Origin of the sequence: Mycobacterium sp. DL, assembly GCF_039729195.1 — a bacterium.
In the GTDB taxonomy this organism is placed as follows: Bacteria; Actinomycetota; Actinomycetes; order Mycobacteriales; family Mycobacteriaceae; genus Mycobacterium; species Mycobacterium hippocampi_A.
This window is the reverse complement of the sequence record NZ_CP155796.1, coordinates 3405473-3421354: the sequence shown is the minus strand read 5'-3', so window position 1 is coordinate 3421354 and position 15882 is coordinate 3405473. Positions and strand designations below refer to the sequence as shown.

Genomic DNA, 15882 nt, shown 5'->3' with positions numbered 1-15882 from the left:
GGACGTGATCCGCCGTCTGGTCGTCGGACTGGCCGCCCTGGCACTTCTGGCCGGGTGCACGTCGGCCACCGAGGAGGCGCAGACCTCCGAGACGTCCACACCCACCGAGACTCCGGCCGCTGCCGTCAGTCCTGTCGAGGCGCGCGCCATCGCCAAGGAGGCCTACATCTACGGCTTCCCGATGGTCGACAACTATCGGGTGCAGTACGCCTACTTCGTCGACAACCAGGATCCCGAGTACAAGGGCGGCTGGAACGAGATCCACAACACCGCGCGGGTGTACACCCCCGAGGACACCGCCATCCAGACACCCAACTCGGACACGCCCTATTCGGCCGTCGGCGCCGACCTTCGCGCCGAACCGCTGGTGCTGACCGTGCCGCCGATCCAGCAGGACCGCTACTACTCGCTGCAGTTCGTCGACGGATACACCTCCAACGTCGCCTACGTCGGTAGCCGCACCACGGGCAACGGTGGCGGGACGTTTCTGCTCGCCGGGCCGAACTGGCAGGGCGAGAAACCCGAAGGCGTCGACGAGGTGATCCGGTCGGACACCGACCTGGCGTTCGTGCTGTACCGCACCCAGCTGTTCGGGCCGTCCGACATCGCTGAGGTCGAGAAGATCCAGGCGGGTTATCAGGTCGCGCCGCTGTCGGTGTTCCTGAACCAGCCACCGCCCGAACCCGTACCGGCCATCGACTTCGCACCGCCACTGACAGCGGACCAGCAGCGTGCGTCGCCGCAGTTCTTCGAGGTCCTCGACTTCGTGTTGCGCTTCGCTCCGACCCTGCCCGGTGAAGAAGGGCTGCGGGAGAGGTTCGCGAGCATCGGCATCGGATCCCAGGAGTCTTTCGACGCCGATGCGCTGAGCCCCGAGATGCGCGCCGCGATCGAAGGCGGGATGGCCGACGCCTGGGCGGAATTCGACGCGTTCAAGAAGGCCGACATCGACACCGGTCGGGTGACCTCGTCGCAGCTCTTCGGCACCAGGGAGGATCTCAACGGCAACTACCTGTACCGGATGGCCGGCGCGGTCCTCGGGATCTACGGCAACACCGCCGCCGAGGCCATCTATCCGAGCTTCGTCAACGACGCCGCCGGTGCTCCGCTCACCGGGGCGAACAACTACACATTCCGGTTCCCGTCCGGTGGGTTGCCCCCGGTGAACGCATTCTGGTCGCTGACCATGTACGAACTGCCTGCCAGTCGTCTGGTCGCCAATCCGATGAGGCGATACCTGATCAACTCGGAGATGCTGCCCAGCCTGGTGCCCGATCCCGATGGCGGGTACACCTTCTTCGTCCAGAACCCGTCACCGGGCATCGACAGGGAGGCCAACTGGCTGCCCGCACCCGAGGGGCCGTTCATGCTCGTCCTGCGGCTGTACTGGCCCAAGCCCGACGCTCTGAACGGCACCTGGACGGCACCACCGCCCGAAAAGGCCTGACCGTGACGGATTCCGGCCACGCTGACCTGGTGCTCTCGGGCGGGGGCGTCAAAGGTGTCGCGCTTGTCGGCGCCGTCGCATCGCTTGTGCGCGCAGGCTATGTGCCACAACGTGTCTCGGGTACCTCCGCGGGGGCACTGGTGGGTGCCGTCCTGGCTGCCGCCACGCAGAGCGGCGACCTGTCCGCGGCACAGCTGGAATCGCTGGCGATGGACATCGACTACCGGACGTTCCTCGACCCGGGCCCGATCGAACGGGTGCCGGTGCTGGGACCCGCCTGGGGGGTGCTGACCGGCGGCGGCATCTACCGCGGCGACGCCCTGCGCAACTGGGTGGCGGCGCAACTGGCCGATTTCGGGGTGACGACGTTCGCCGACCTCGCGATCAGCGATTCCAGCCTGCCGCCCGAGCAGCGGTACCGCCTCGTCGTCACCGTGGCCGACGTCTCCCTGGGCCAGCTGATCCGGCTGCCGTGGGACTACCAGCGGATCTACGGGCTCGATCCCGACGTGCAGCTCGTGGCGGATGCCGTCCGCGCGTCGACGGCCATCCCGTTCTTCTACCGTCCCGCATCGTTGACCAGTGCTGACGGCAGGGTGTCCACGCTGGTGGACGGCGGTCTGCTGTCGAACTTCCCGATCGATTCCCTCGACCGCACAGACGACGAGGATCCGCGCTGGCCGACGTTCGGGGTGACGCTGCTGCCCACGCTCCCGGCCGAGAACGAGCAGGTGATCCCGGCGTTGCGACCGCTGCGCCGGCTGGGTTCGCCGATGTTGCTCGAGCAGGTCGTGACGACCACCCTCGTCGGCCGCGACCAGGCATATCTCAACCAGCCCCGGGTGAGCGCCCGGACCATCCGAATCGACACCAGCGATGTCGGGGTTCTCGACTTCGACCTCTCCGAGCAGGACAAACGATCGCTGTACCAGAGCGGGCAGCGCGCCGGGGAGGACTTCCTGTCGACCTGGGACTGGTCGAGCTACACGAAGCGATTCCGCTGACGCCGACGCAGTTCAGCTGCGGTAACCGGGCCCTCGGCGCCGCAGGTAGCGCTCGAACTCCGCTGCCAGCGCATCCCCGTCGATCTTGGCGACCGCCTCGTTCATATCGACCTCGGCGTCGCCGCGTTCCTCCAGGGACTGCACGTACTCGGCGATCTCGTCGTCCTCGGAGGTCATCTCGGTGACCGCCTGCTCCCACTCCTCGGCCTGTGCGGGTAGATCTGCCAGCGGCACCTCGATGTCGAGCACGTCCTCGACGCGCCGCAGCAGCGCGACCGTCGCCTTGGGGCTCGGTGGCTGCGAGACGTAGTGCGGCACCGCCGCCCAGAACGTGACCGCCGGTATCCCGGCCTGCACGCAGGCGTCCTGGAACACGCCGGCGATGCCGGTCGGACCCTCGTACCGGGTTTCCTCCAGCCCGAACGTCTGCGCCGAGTCGGGGGAGTAGGCCGCTCCCGACACCGGTACCGGCCTGGTGTGGGGCGTGTCGGCCAGTAATGCGCCCAGGATCACAACCGTCTGGACGCCCAGTTTGTCCGCGATGGCCAGCAACTCCGCGCAGAAGGTGCGCCATCGCATGTTGGGTTCCACGCCGTGCATCAGCACGATGTCGCGGTCGGCGCCCGGCGGGCGGCAGTGCGAGATCCGCATCGACGGCCAGACCAGTTCGCGGGTCACGCCGTCGACCTGCCGAATCACCGGCCGGTTGACCTGATAGTCGTAGTAGGCCTCGTCATCGATCTCGACGAGTGTCTCGGCCTCCCAGATGGCATCCAGGTGCTCGAGCGCATCGCTGGCTGCGTCACCGGCGTCATTCCAGCCCTCGAACGCCGCGACGATGATCGTGTCGCTGAGATCGGGCAGGTCGGATCGCTTCGGACCGCTGAAATCCGAGGGGGTCACCACGTCAGCGTAAGCCCTGCGCGGGCCCGATGGCGGGCATCGACTCGCGACCCGATTCGCGGCTGTCGGACCACCCCGCTGCGAGGGCCGCCGATCTGCGGGCGAAATACCCTCGGCGGCAATCTGGTTAACTCTGGTGGCTTCGACTTTTCCGACGGGATTCGCGAGGTGCCGCTCGTGGGCGCCGCGATCGCCGAGCGGGTCGAGGTCGTAGCGACGAGATGGGTGTCCAGACGTCGATCAGGTGAGGACGTAGACTCGTCGAGGTCGAGAGGCGTTGCAACGGTTACGTTGGGGTCCGGTCCCCACTCGGTATCCGCCACGCTCGGCAGAGTTAAGGACGCCTTCCGTTATGGAAGGAGCGCACGTGAACGCCGCTGAACCCGATGTCTCGGCGCCGACAACCCTTGTGCCGAACATCCGCCCTGACTGCACCGATGAACTGACGGCTGCGTTACGCCAGCGGATCATGGTGATCGACGGAGCCATGGGAACGGCGATCCAGCGGGACCGGCCGGATGAGGCCGGATACCGCGGTGAGCGCTTCAAGGACTGGCCGAGCGATCTCCAGGGCAACAACGACCTGCTCAACCTGACGCAGCCGCAGATCATCGAGGGAATCCACCGCGAGTACCTCGAGGCCGGCGCCGACATCCTGGAGACCAATACGTTCAACGCGAACGCGGTCTCGCTGTCCGACTACGACATGGCGGCGCTCAGCTACGAGCTGAACTACGCCGGCGCTGCCCTGGCGCGGGCTGCCTGCGACGAGTTCAGCACCCCGGACAAGCCCCGCTACGTCGCCGGGGCGCTGGGGCCGACGACACGGACCGCGTCGATCTCACCGGACGTCAATGATCCCGGAGCCCGCAACGTCAGCTACGACCAACTGGTCGCGGCCTACCTCGAAGCTGCCAACGGCTTGGTCGACGGTGGGTCCGACCTCATCATCATCGAGACGATCTTCGACTCGCTGAACTCCAAGGCGGCGGTGTTCGCCCTCGAGACGCTGTTCGAGGACCGCGGACGCCGCTGGCCGGTGATCATCTCGGGCACCATCACCGACGCGTCCGGGCGGACTCTGTCCGGCCAGGTCACCGAGGCATTCTGGAACGCCATCCGGCACGCGAAGCCGCTCGCGGTCGGCCTGAACTGCGCGCTGGGCGCACCGGAGATGAGGCCCTACATCGCCGAGGTGGCGCGCATCGCGGACACCTTCGTCTCCTGCTACCCGAACGCCGGCCTGCCCAACGCTTTCGGTGAGTACGACGAGTCCCCGGAAGCCCAGGCCGGTTACATCGCCGAGTTCGCCGAGGCCGGCTTGGTGAACCTGGTCGGTGGGTGCTGCGGGACGACGCCGGAGCACATTGCCGAGATCGCCAGGGTGGTCGACGGCAAGCCGCAGCGACAGCTCCCGGAGATCCCGGTGGCCACCCGGCTCTCGGGCCTGGAGCCCCTCAATATCGGTGACGACTCGCTGTTCGTGAACATCGGTGAGCGCACCAACATCACCGGCTCCGCCCGGTTCCGCAACCTCATCAAGGCCGAGGACTACGACTCCGCCCTGTCGGTCGCTTTGCAGCAGGTCGAGGTCGGTGCGCAGGTCATCGACATCAACATGGACGAGGGCATGATCGACGGCGTCGCCGCGATGGACCGGTTCACCAAGCTGATCGCAGCGGAGCCGGACATCAGTCGAGTTCCGGTGATGATCGACTCCTCCAAGTGGGAGGTCATCGAGGCCGGCCTGAAGAACGTGCAGGGCAAGCCGATCGTGAACTCGATCTCCATGAAGGAGGGCGAGGAGAAGTTCGTCCGCGAGGCCCGGCTGTGCCGCAAGTACGGCGCCGCCGTCGTCGTGATGGCGTTCGACGAGCAGGGCCAGGCCGACAACCTGGAGCGACGCAAGGAGATCTGCGGGCGCGCCTACCGGATCCTGACCGAAGAGGTCGGTTTCCCGCCCGAGGACATCATCTTCGACCCGAACTGCTTCGCGCTGGCCACCGGTATCGAGGAGCACGCGACGTACGGGATCGACTTCATCGAGGCGTGCGCCTGGATCAAGGAGAACCTGCCCGGAGTGCACATCTCCGGCGGCATCTCGAACGTGTCGTTCTCCTTCCGGGGCAACAACCCCGTCCGCGAGGCGATCCACGCGGTGTTCCTGTTCCACGCCATCAAGGCCGGCCTGGACATGGGCATCGTCAACGCTGGCGCCCTGGTGCCCTACGACTCGATCGAGCCCGAGTTGCGGGACCGGATCGAGGATGTCGTGCTCAACCGCCGCGAGGACGCGGCCGAACGGCTCCTGGAGATTGCCGAACGGTACAACAAGTCGGAAAAGGCAGACGATCCGAAAGCGGCGGAGTGGCGCAGCCTGCCGGTCCGCGAGCGCATCACCCACGCCCTGGTCAAGGGCATCGACGCCGACGTCGACGCGGACACCGAGGAACTGCGGGCCGAGATCGCCGCCGCCGGTGGTCGCCCGATCGAGGTGATCGAGGGACCGTTGATGGACGGCATGAACGTCGTTGGTGACCTCTTCGGCGCGGGCAAGATGTTCCTTCCGCAGGTCGTGAAGTCGGCCCGGGTGATGAAGAAGGCCGTGGCGTACCTGCTGCCGTTCATCGAGGAGGAGAAGGTCACCTCCGGAGCCGCGGCGTCGAAGGACACCAACGGCACAATCATCATGGCGACCGTCAAAGGCGACGTCCACGACATCGGCAAGAACATCGTCGGGGTCGTCCTGCAGTGCAACAACTACGAGGTGATCGACCTCGGTGTGATGGTTCCCGCCCAGAAGATCCTGGACGCGGCCAAGGAGCACGACGCCGACATCATCGGGCTGTCCGGCCTGATCACTCCGTCACTGGACGAGATGGTCAACTTCGCTGTCGAGATGGAGCGCCAGGGTCTCGAGATCCCACTGCTGATCGGCGGTGCGACCACCTCGCGTGCGCACACGGCGGTGAAGGTGGCGCCGCGTCGCAGCGGTCCGGTGGTCTGGGTCAAGGATGCGTCCCGCTCGGTGCCGGTCGCCGCCGCGTTGCTCGACGACAAGCAGCGTCCGGCCCTGCTCGAGGCGACCGAGACCGATTATGCGGCCCTGCGTGAACGGCACGCCCAGAAGAGCGAGCGGCCGATGCTGACGCTGGAGAAGGCCCGGGCGAACCGCACGCCGATCGAGTGGGACGACTACACGCCGCCGGTGCCCGCGCAAGGCCTCGGAGTGCGTGAGTTTCTCGACTACGACGTCGCCGAACTGCGCGAATACATCGACTGGCAGCCGTTTTTCAACGCCTGGGAGATGAAGGGCAAGTTCCCCGACATCCTCAACAACCCGGTCTCGGGCGAGACGGCCCGCAAGCTGTACGACGACGCTCAGGAGATGCTCGACACCCTGATCAAGGAGAAGTGGCTCACTGCCAACGGGGTGATCGGATTCTTCCCCGCGAACGCCGTCGGCGACGACTTCGAGGTCTACACCGACGAAACCCGGACCGAGGTGCTGACGACGTTGCACAACCTGCGTCAGCAGGGCGAGCACCGGGCAGGCATCCCGAACCGGTCGCTGGGCGACTTCATCGCCCCCAAGGAAACGGGCCTCCGGGATTACGTCGGGGCATTCGCCGTCACCACGGGTCTGGGTAGCGGAGCCAAGATCGAGGAATTCAAGGCAGCCAACGACGACTACAACGCCATCCTGCTGGAGTCGCTCGCCGACCGGCTGGCAGAGGCGTTCGCCGAACGGATGCACCAACGAGTCCGCAAGGAGTTCTGGGGATTTCAGCCCGACGAGCAACTGGACAACGAGGCGCTCATCGGTGAGAAGTACGTCGGAATCCGGCCGGCGCCGGGCTACCCGGCCTGCCCGGAGCACACCGAGAAGGCGACGCTCTGGGAGTTGATGGACGTCCGGGAGCGGACCGGCATCGAGCTGACCGAGTCGATGGCGATGTGGCCCGGAGCTGCGGTCAGCGGCTGGTACTTCTCGCATCCGCAGTCGCAGTACTTCGTGGTCGGCCGGATCGCCCAGGATCAGGTCGCCGACTACGCGAAGCGCAAGGGCTGGACGCTGAAGGAGGCCGAGCGCTGGCTCGCCCCCAACCTCGGCTACAACCCGGAGGACTGAGCGAGTACGGCGGCGCGAAAGTACGGTTTGTGACGAATTTCGGCCGGTTCTCGTCACAAACCGTGCACTCGGCGCCGAAATCGCTAGCTAGACAGCGTGCGCCACACCCGCGCCGGGGTCATCGGCAGTTCGCGCACCCGGGCGCCGCAGGCCCGCGCGATCGCGTTCGCCAGCGCGGGCGCCACCGGGTTGTAGGGCGATTCGCTCATGGATTTTGCTCCGAGCGGACCGAACTGGTCATAGGTGTCGGCGAAAAGCACGTCGGTGACCGGAACGTCGGCCAATTGTGGGATGTGATAGTTGCGTAGTGCGTCGGTGAGCACGGCGCCGTCGGGTCCGATCAGGATCTGCTCGTAGAGCGCGGAGCCGATCGCCTGGGCCACACCGCCTTCCACCTGCCCGCGGCACTGCTGGGGGTTGATCACCACGCCTGCGTCGGCAGCCTGGATCGACTTCAGGATGCGCACCTCACCCGTGGCCGGGTTCACCGCGACCCGGAAGCCCTGCACATTGAACGCCACCGAGCGCGGTGTGCCGTCGTGGCGCCCGTGGCCGACCAGTGAGGTGGGCAGATCGGCGAACTCGACCAGTCGGGTGCCGCACTGAACTCCGTGGGGAGTCAGCGCGCAGGTGTGCGGGCCCGCCCCGGCCAGCTCGGCGGCGGCGCTCACCATCATCGTCCGCAGCTCTCGGCACGCGGCCATCACCGCCTGACCGGCCACCACGGTTCCCGCCGAGCCGAACGCGCCGGTATCGTAACCCGTTGTCTGCGTGTCGGATTGACGGATCGTGATCCGGTCGGGTGTGGTGTTCAGCTCGGTGGCGGCCAGCTGCGTGTGCACAGTGGTGGTGCCGTTGCCGAACTCCGCGGTGCCGACCGACAGCAGGTAATCCCCATCGGGGGTGACGGTGACCGAGGCCTCGGCGAAGTGGCCGCGTGGCGGGATCGTCGCGATCATCGCGATGGCCATCCCCTCGCCGACGGGCCACCCCTCCGGAGCGGCCGAGCCGGTGCCGTCGGCGAGGGCCTGCTGTGTCAGGTCGAGGCACTGATCCAGGCCGTAACTGCCGAAGGCGAGATCGTCGTCGCCGACGTGGGCGTCGACGAAGTCGTCACCGGGCACCACCACACTGCGCCGCCGAAGCTCGAACGGGTTCATGTCGAGCCGGTGCGCCAGCTCGTCGATCGCGGACTCGACGGCAAAGATCATCTGGCTCAGCCCGTAGCCGCGGAATGCGCCGGAGGGCAGGTTGTTGGTGTAGACCGCTTGCGCGTCAACACGTTTGTTCGCGCACCGGTACACCGACACCGATTCCGCGCAGCCGTGGAACATCACGCCGGTGCTGTGGTTGCCGTACGCCCCGGCGTCGATGAGCACATCCACGGCGAGCGCGGTCAGCACCCCGTCGGCCCCGGCGGCTGCGGTGACGTCGATCCGGTACGGGTGGCGACAGGGCGCCATCGTGAACTGATCCGATCGGCTGAACTCGTAGCGCACCGGGCGCCCCAGTCGCAGCACCGCCAGCGTCACGATGTCCTCGGTGAGCATCTCCTGTTTGCCGCCGAAGCCGCCGCCGATCCGACGGGTGAAGACCCGCACATCGTCTGGCTCGAGACCGAATACGTGGCACAGCTCGTCGCGAATCAGGAACGGCACCTGCGAACTCGTCCGCAGCGCCAACCGGCCGTCCTCATCCCGCCATCCGGTGCAGCCGTGGGTCTCCAGGTGTGCGTGCTGGACACGCTGGGTGGTGAATCGCTCCCGCACGACCGCGCCGCCGGCCGCCACCGCCGCACTGATACCCGCCTCGATGTCTCCGACGCCGCCGTGCACTTCGGCGACGAGGTTTCTGGACGCATCGGCGATCCGGGTGTCCGCACCCTTCTCGCCGTGCAGCAGAGGCGCATCCGACGACCGGGCCGCCTCGGGGTCGAACACCGACGGCAGCTCCTGGTACGTGACAGAGATTGCCCGGCAGGCCTTTTCGGCGATGGCCACCGAGTCGGCGACGACGGCGGCAACCCGTTGGCCCCGGAAGCGCACCGTAGCGTCGAGCACCACCGTGTCGTCGGGATCGTCGTGGCGGTTCTCGTGGCGGGCGGTGGAGAACGGAACACCGGGACTGTCATGGTGTGTCAGCACGAGGTGCACCCCGTCGATCTCCTCGGCCGCGGTGGTGTCGATGGCGACGATCCGGGCGTGGGCGACCGGGCTGGTCAGCACCGCCAGATGCAGCAGCCCGGGCGGGGCGAAGTCCATGGTGTACTGCTCGGTCCCCGTCACCACTCGCGTCGCGGCGGGGGCTCCGATGGAACAGCCCACCCCGCCGGACTTCTCGATGTTGATCTCGCCGTCGAGCGCGTCGGTGATGGCGCGATACCCGGTGCAGCGGCAGAGGTTTCCCTTCAGCGCCTGGGGGAGGTCGGCGAGCTGCTGCTCGGACAGGGACGACGCCGTAGTGATCATCCCCGCCGTGCAGAAGCCGCACTGGAAGCCGCCGGCATCGACGAATCGGCGCTGCAGCGGATGCAGGTCGGTCGGCGTGCCCAGTCCCGCGACGGTGGTGACCTCGTGTCCCTCGGCGCGGAACGCCGGGTACACACACGAATGCACCGCGCGACCGTCGATCAGAACCGAACACGCCCCGCAGTCGCCTGAGTCACAACCTTTTTTGACCTCGAAATGCCCGTGCTCTCGCAGGTAGGTGCGCAGGCACTGGCCTGCCCGCGGAACGGCCTGTGTCTCTTGCCCGTTCACGCGGATGTTCACGCGAGTTCCTCACAGATCTGCTCGGCCAGCACCAGCGTCACCGCTCGCCGCCAGTCGGGATCGCCGTGCGCATCCCGGGTCCAGGAATCCTCTGAGATGCAGGCATGCGCGGCCGCGAGTTCCACCGGGCTGGGAACAGTCGGGAAGGTGAACACGTACGGACGCACGGTGGCCGCGGTCACCGACAGCACGACGCGTCCGCCGTCGACAGGGGTGTCACGTCTGCCGATGACAACCACCCCGGAGCGGCCCAGCGGCGACGGCGCGAGCTTGCGAAACACTGTGCGTCCTCGCAGGGCGGCGGCGGGCAACGACACCGACCGAAGCACCTCGCCGGCGCCGAGAGCGTTGCTCGCCGAACCGGTGACGAACTCCGTGATGGGCAGCCGATAGTCGCTGCCGTCGGCGCGCCAGATCGTCAGCTCCGCGTCGAGTGCCGAGGCCAGCGAGATCATCGACCCCGCCGGGAAACACAGGCAGATGTTGCCGCCCACAGTGGCCGTCGCCCAGATCTTGAACGACGCCAGCAGGGCGGTGCAGCACTGATGAAACAGCGGCGCTGCCGACCACTCGGGACGGTCGCCTGGCAGTTGAGACGACAGCTGGGACACCTCGGCCAGCGTGCACGTCGCGGACAGCTCGATCCCGTTGTCGGTCAGGGTTATCGGCCGCCAGCCCAGAGCAGTGATGTCGACGAGCCGGCGGATGTGTGGTTGCGGTTCGGAGAACAGCCAGGTTCCGCCGGCCAGGATGGCATCCCCGGGTTCCAGCGGCCACACCGCGTCGCGGTGGGTCGGGATGCTGGTCGTCTCGACGGTGTTGATGTCCATGGCGGGGTCAGCTGACCGGAGTCACTGGTCCACCCATGATGTTGCCGACGATGCCGCGAATGATGTTGGTGCCGTCCTCGTTGCGCAACTCGTCGTACCATTCCTCGGTCTTCTCGGGGTCCTTGGCATGGGTGACGTCGCAGCGCTTACGGGCGCGCAGCACCAGGTCCGCTGCGCGTTCGGCGCGCGCCTGCTGATAGGTGGTCAGTGCTGCGTGCGCGTCCCCGGGGCGATCCTTGAATGCCCACTGCAGCGCGACCGCGTCCTCCATCGCCGAGCATCCGCCCTGTCCGATGTCGGGTGTGGTGTTGTGGGCCGCGTCGCCGAGTACGGCAACGCGGCCTTTGACCCACGTGTAGAACGGATCCAGGTCGAGGATCTCGACGCGGTTGGTGCTCATCGGGTCCAGTCTGTCGATCAGCGCCTGCACCCCGGGCGCCCAGCCTGCGAAGTGTGTCCGCAGAACCTCACGCGCGCTGCCCTTCTCGTAGGGCAGACCTTCTTCTTCGACCACATCGAAGAAGAAGTAGAACCGTCCGCCGGCGACGGGCATCACCGAGACTCGCTTACCGTCACCGACGTAGGTGGTCCACTCGGTGGCCGGGCCGATGGTGTCGTCGGTCTCGACGAGACCGTTGAAGTTCACATATCCGGCGTAGCGCCGCGTCACCGGCGCACCGAGCACGTACTCGCGGGTCAGGGAGCCGGCACCGTCGGCGCCGATGATGAAGTCCGCTGTCGCGGTGGTGCCGTCGGCGAATGTCGCGGTCGCCGCGTCCGGTCCGTCGGCCACGCTGACCATCCGGTGGCCGAAGTGGATCTCGTCGAGCCCGTATGCCTCCATCAGCATCATCTGCAACTCGGCGCGAGCGATGGGGTAGGGGCGTTGTCCGACCTCGTCGATCAACGGTTGCATCGAGAACCGGCACATGGTGTCGCCGGTGTGTGCGTCGAGGTAGCTCATCGTCTCGACGATCCCGCCGAGCTTGGCCGTCTGTTCTTCCAGACCAAGGTAATTGAGGCACTTGACGCCGTTGGACCACACCGAGATGGCGGCGCCCACCGGCTTGTTCTCGGTCACGCGTTCGTAGACCGCGGTCTCGATCCCGATCTGCCGCAGCGCGATCGCCGCGCTCATACCGCCCATCCCGGCGCCGATGATGATCGCTTTCACGTGTGGACTCCCCTCGTCAACTGCCGCGGTAGGTGGAATAGGCGAACGGCGACAGCAGCAGTGGCACGTGGAAGTGCTTGTCCTCGCCGACCACATCGAAGGCGATCACCACTTCGGGATAGAAGGCGTCGACATTCTTTGTGGCGAAGTAACTCCCGGTATCGAAGTGCAGGCGGTACCTGCCAGCGGCCAGATCGTCGGACAGCGTCTTGACGCGGCCGTCGTCGTCGGTCTGCGCAGCAGCCATCGACCCGCCGGCAGTGTCGGTCAGCGTAACGGTGACGCCTACCGCGGGAGTGCCCGTCACGGCGTCGAGAACATGGGTGCTCAGCGTGTTCATACTGTCTCCTTCGACAGCAGGCGGGACAGTCTCAGCCGATTGATCTTGGCCAGCTCCGAACGCATCACCCGGCGTTCGGTGTCGGGATCGTTGTCGAGCCGGTCGTTGAGGATCGCGAGCAGTTCCTCGGCCGTGCGACCGCTCGCGCACACCAGGTAGACGTACCCGAAGGCGTCCTCGTAGCGCCGGTTCTTTTCCGCGAGTTCGGCTTTCACTGCCGCGTCGGCGTCAGCGACTCGCGCCTGCTCCTGCGCCGAGGACGGACTGTGGGCCGACGACACCGAGGCCCCGATCCGCGGATGACCGTCGAGCGCGGCGTCGACTTCGGCATCGGGTAGCTCTGCGAGCACCCGGTCGGCGCGGTCGAGCAGTGCGTCATCGTCACGAAACGGACCGCCGGCGAGCACCCGGCGAGCCCAGATCGGCGACGAGCACACATCGAACAGCAGGTGCATCCGCTGCCGCTCGGAGAGGTGGTTGAAACCTTCGATGCCCAAAGGTCCGTTCGTGGCCATCTACTGGAGTTCGTTGAGGCGGCTGAACCGCGCAGCGGCGATCGGGTTCGCGTCGGCCACCAGGTCGGTGAACCGGTAGTTGGCGATCTTGGCGACCTCGATCAACGCGAACGCCTTTTCGGCGCCGGGGGAGTTGTCCATGCGTGACCATCCGTTCTTGAGCACCCGGTCGAAGTGCTCGGTCTCCCGTGCGCAGATGACAAGCGGGAAGCCGAAATGCTCACGGTACGCGCCGGCCAGCTGCACGACGTCGTTGTGATCGTCCTCGTCGAGGTTGGACAGGGCGACGTGGTCGACTGCGAGCGCGGTTCCGGTCTCGTCCTCGGCGCCGAGATCGTGGAACGCGTTGAGCAACTCGACCTGCTGATCGGAGGATCCGGTCAGCACCGCGTCCTGAAACGCCTCCCGCAGCGACTTGGTGTCGGTGAACGGTCGCTGCTCGTAGGCCCGCTCGACGGCCCACGGAACGTCCTGCACCACGTGGCCGAAGACCTCGGTGAAGCGGTCCCTGGTCATCGAGTTCACCTGGTCGAGGGTGATGGCGCCGCCGCCGGCCACCCGCGGTCCGCGGGAGCCGGTGTGGAAGAACACGATGTTGAGCACGATTGCGGTGATGGCGCCAGTGCTGATGCCGCTGCCGAAGAGCAGGTCGAGCCCGGACGGCAACGCCGACGAGATCTCCGGGTAGGACGTCACCAACAACGCCAGCGCCAGGCTGGTGGTGACGATGATGACGTTGCGGTGGTCGGTGAAGTCGACCTTGCCCAGGGTCTGGATGCCGACGACGGCGACGGTGGCGAACAGCGTGAGCGCCGCACCGCCCAGCACCGGGTTCGGGATCGACGCCACTACCGCAGCCACCTTGGGCAGGAAGCCCAGGACGATCATGAAGACGCCCGCGGCCGCTACCACCCAGCGGCTCTTGACACCGGTCAGGCGTACCAGGCCGACGTTCTCGGAGAACGCGGTGTAGGGAAAGGAGTTGAAGATGCCGCCGATCGTGGTGGCCACTCCGTCGGCGCGGAGCACGTTGCCGATGTCCGACGGCCTGACCCGCTTGCCGACGATCTCGCCGGTGGCGATCGTGCTGCCGGTCGACTCCACGGCGATGATCAGCATCACGATGATCATCGTCAGGCACGCGACGAAGTCGAGCTTCGGCATGCCGAACGCGAACGGGGGAGTGAACCCGAACATGGAGGCTTCGCCCACCCGGTCGAAGTTCATGTCGCCGAGGACGTAGGCCACCACGCAACCGATCACCAGGCCCAGCAGCACCGCGATGGTGGACATGAAACCCCGGAACAGTCGCTGGATCGCCACGATGACCGCGATCGTGCCCAGGGCGTAGAGAACCCAGCGAAGGTTGGTCGGATCGGGCTCGTGGGTCGCGGGGTTGGTGACGGCGTCCAACCCGCCGATCGGCACCAGGCACAACCCGATGATCGTGATGAGGGTGCCGGTGACCACGGGTGGGAGGAACCTGAGGATCTTCACGAACGCCGGCGCGATGAGGAAGGTGAAGACACCGGCGACGATCACCGCTCCGTAGACGTAGAGCAGACCGGCCGTGCCGCCACCGTGAGCCATCGCGATCGCGATGATCGGGGCGACCCCGGCGAATGTCACGCCTTGCAGCAGCGGTAACCGGACCCCGACCTTCCAGAAGCCGACGGCCTGGATGATCGACGCGATTCCGCAGGTGAACAGGTCTGCCGTGATGAGCATCACGAGTTCTTCGTCCGACAGCCCGATCGCGCCCGCGATCAGGATCGGCACCAGTACGGCACCTGCGTAGAACGCCACTACGTGCTGGAAGCCGTATGTCGCGAGTTGTGGGATGGGCAGCACCTCGTCGACCGGGTGCACACGCTTGCCCTTTTTTGTCGTGATCGGAGCCGCCATCGTCCAAGAATCCGGCAGAACTCACTACTTCGCATGTCGAGCGGGTTCGCGCAGCACCCCGACCGCGTGCCAGAATGGCCGGGTGCGGGCAGTGTTGTGGGACATGGACGGCACGCTCGTCGATTCCGAGAAGCTGTGGGACGTGTCACTTTCCGCGTTCTACGAGTCGCACGGCGGCGCGATGAGCCGCGAGACCAGGACAGCTCTGGTCGGGGCGTCGGCCGAAGAGACCATGGTGATCGCCTACGCGGAACTGGGCCTGGAGCCCGATCCCGACGCGATGGCGGAATCGATCGTCAGACTGCACGACCACACCGCCGAACTGTTCGACGACGGATTGCCGTGGTGCGACGGGGCCCGCGAGATGCTGGAAGCGCTTGTGGCCGAAGGCACTCCGATGGCCCTGGTGACGAACACCCAGCGTGCCCTGGCCGAGCGCGCACTCAATAGCATTGGTCGCCACTATTTCTCGGTCTCGGTGTGCGGTGACGAGGTCCCAAACGGCAAGCCCGCCCCCGACCCGTATCTGCGGGCGGCGGAACTGCTCGGCCTCGACCCGGCCGACTGCCTGGCCGTCGAGGACTCGGTGACCGGCACCGCAGCAGCCGAGGGCGCGGGGTGCGCCGTGCTGGTCGTTCCCAACGACGTCCCCGTCCCTGGCGGTCTGCGGCGGCGGCATGCCGATTCGCTGGCCGAACTCGAGGTCGCGGACCTGCGTAGGATCCACGGCGAAATCGACCGGGAGCTGCGGGAACACACCGCCTGATTCGTCGGCGTTCCCACTTGTTCAGTTGCTCGGGAGCGACGGCACATCACCGGCGTCGGCCGCGGCGTCCCACATCTGCCGCGACCTGAACGAAA

General features: G+C 66.8%; 11 protein-coding genes. 4 read left to right on the top strand and 7 right to left on the bottom strand.

Going from position 1 to position 15882, the window contains the following annotated elements:
• The first annotated feature begins 4 nt into the window (after nt 1-4).
• The gene (locus ABDC78_RS16275) at nt 5-1447 is read left to right on the top strand and encodes a DUF1254 domain-containing protein (protein WP_178360315.1); all 1443 of its coding nucleotides are present in this window, start codon (nt 5-7) and stop codon (nt 1445-1447) included.
• Nucleotides 1448-1449: 2 nt separating this feature from the next.
• Nucleotides 1450-2451 carry a patatin-like phospholipase family protein gene (locus ABDC78_RS16270; protein ID WP_178360106.1) on the top strand — a complete coding sequence of 334 codons (1002 nt, stop codon included), beginning with the start codon at nt 1450-1452 and terminating at the stop codon, nt 2449-2451.
• A gap of 12 nt (nt 2452-2463) precedes the next feature.
• On the opposite strand, the gene ABDC78_RS16265 is transcribed toward ABDC78_RS16270, so the two are convergent.
• The gene (locus ABDC78_RS16265) at nt 2464-3354 is read right to left on the bottom strand and encodes a PAC2 family protein (protein WP_178360107.1); all 891 of its coding nucleotides are present in this window, start codon (nt 3352-3354) and stop codon (nt 2464-2466) included.
• Between the two features lie 352 nt (nt 3355-3706).
• Between ABDC78_RS16265 and metH the strand changes: the two genes are divergently transcribed.
• A complete protein-coding gene (metH, locus tag ABDC78_RS16260; RefSeq protein ID WP_178360108.1) occupies nt 3707-7486 on the top strand; it encodes a methionine synthase in 3780 nt (1259 codons plus the stop codon).
• 83 nt (nt 7487-7569) lie between these two features.
• Here metH and ABDC78_RS16255 read toward each other — a convergent pair whose 3' ends face one another.
• Genes ABDC78_RS16255 through ABDC78_RS16230 form a run of 6 tightly spaced genes read right to left on the bottom strand, consistent with a single transcriptional unit; the run spans nt 7570 to nt 15021 of the window.
• Nucleotides 7570-10257: a molybdopterin cofactor-binding domain-containing protein gene (locus tag ABDC78_RS16255; RefSeq protein ID WP_178360109.1), complete on the bottom strand. Its 2688-nt coding sequence runs from the start codon at nt 10255-10257 to the stop codon at nt 7570-7572.
• A complete protein-coding gene (locus tag ABDC78_RS16250; RefSeq protein ID WP_178360110.1) occupies nt 10254-11087 on the bottom strand; it encodes an FAD binding domain-containing protein in 834 nt (277 codons plus the stop codon). Before ABDC78_RS16250 ends, ABDC78_RS16255 begins: the two co-directional genes overlap by 4 nt.
• A gap of 7 nt (nt 11088-11094) precedes the next feature.
• Nucleotides 11095-12261 carry an FAD-dependent urate hydroxylase HpxO gene (gene hpxO / locus ABDC78_RS16245; RefSeq protein WP_178360111.1) on the bottom strand — a complete coding sequence of 389 codons (1167 nt, stop codon included), beginning with the start codon at nt 12259-12261 and terminating at the stop codon, nt 11095-11097.
• Between the two features lie 16 nt (nt 12262-12277).
• A complete protein-coding gene (gene uraH, locus ABDC78_RS16240; protein WP_178360112.1) occupies nt 12278-12601 on the bottom strand; it encodes a hydroxyisourate hydrolase in 324 nt (107 codons plus the stop codon).
• Nucleotides 12598-13116: a 2-oxo-4-hydroxy-4-carboxy-5-ureidoimidazoline decarboxylase gene (uraD, locus tag ABDC78_RS16235; protein ID WP_178360113.1), complete on the bottom strand. Its 519-nt coding sequence runs from the start codon at nt 13114-13116 to the stop codon at nt 12598-12600. The genes uraH and uraD overlap by 4 nt, the downstream gene beginning before the upstream one ends.
• Nucleotides 13117-15021, bottom strand: a complete 1905-nt coding sequence (locus tag ABDC78_RS16230; RefSeq protein ID WP_178360114.1) for a solute carrier family 23 protein — start codon at nt 15019-15021, stop codon at nt 13117-13119.
• A gap of 82 nt (nt 15022-15103) precedes the next feature.
• Here ABDC78_RS16230 and ABDC78_RS16225 point away from each other — a divergent pair, with 82 nt between their 5' ends.
• Complete coding sequence (locus ABDC78_RS16225) at nt 15104-15787, top strand: HAD family phosphatase (RefSeq protein WP_178360115.1); 684 nt, start codon at nt 15104-15106, stop codon at nt 15785-15787.
• Nucleotides 15788-15882 lie beyond the last annotated feature (95 nt).

What these genes read in the sequence shown, in the direction of transcription:
- metH (WP_178360108.1), top strand. Translation starts at nt 3,707, where the DNA reads ATGGAAGGAGCGCACGTGAACGCCGCTGAACCCGATGTCTCGGCGCCG.
- ABDC78_RS16250 (WP_178360110.1), bottom strand. Translation starts at nt 11,087, where the DNA reads ATGGACATCAACACCGTCGAGACGACCAGCATCCCGACCCACCGCGAC.
- uraH (WP_178360112.1), bottom strand. Translation starts at nt 12,601, where the DNA reads ATGAACACGCTGAGCACCCATGTTCTCGACGCCGTGACGGGCACTCCC.
- uraD (WP_178360113.1), bottom strand. Translation starts at nt 13,116, where the DNA reads ATGGCCACGAACGGACCTTTGGGCATCGAAGGTTTCAACCACCTCTCC.
- ABDC78_RS16230 (WP_178360114.1), bottom strand. Translation starts at nt 15,021, where the DNA reads ATGGCGGCTCCGATCACGACAAAAAAGGGCAAGCGTGTGCACCCGGTC.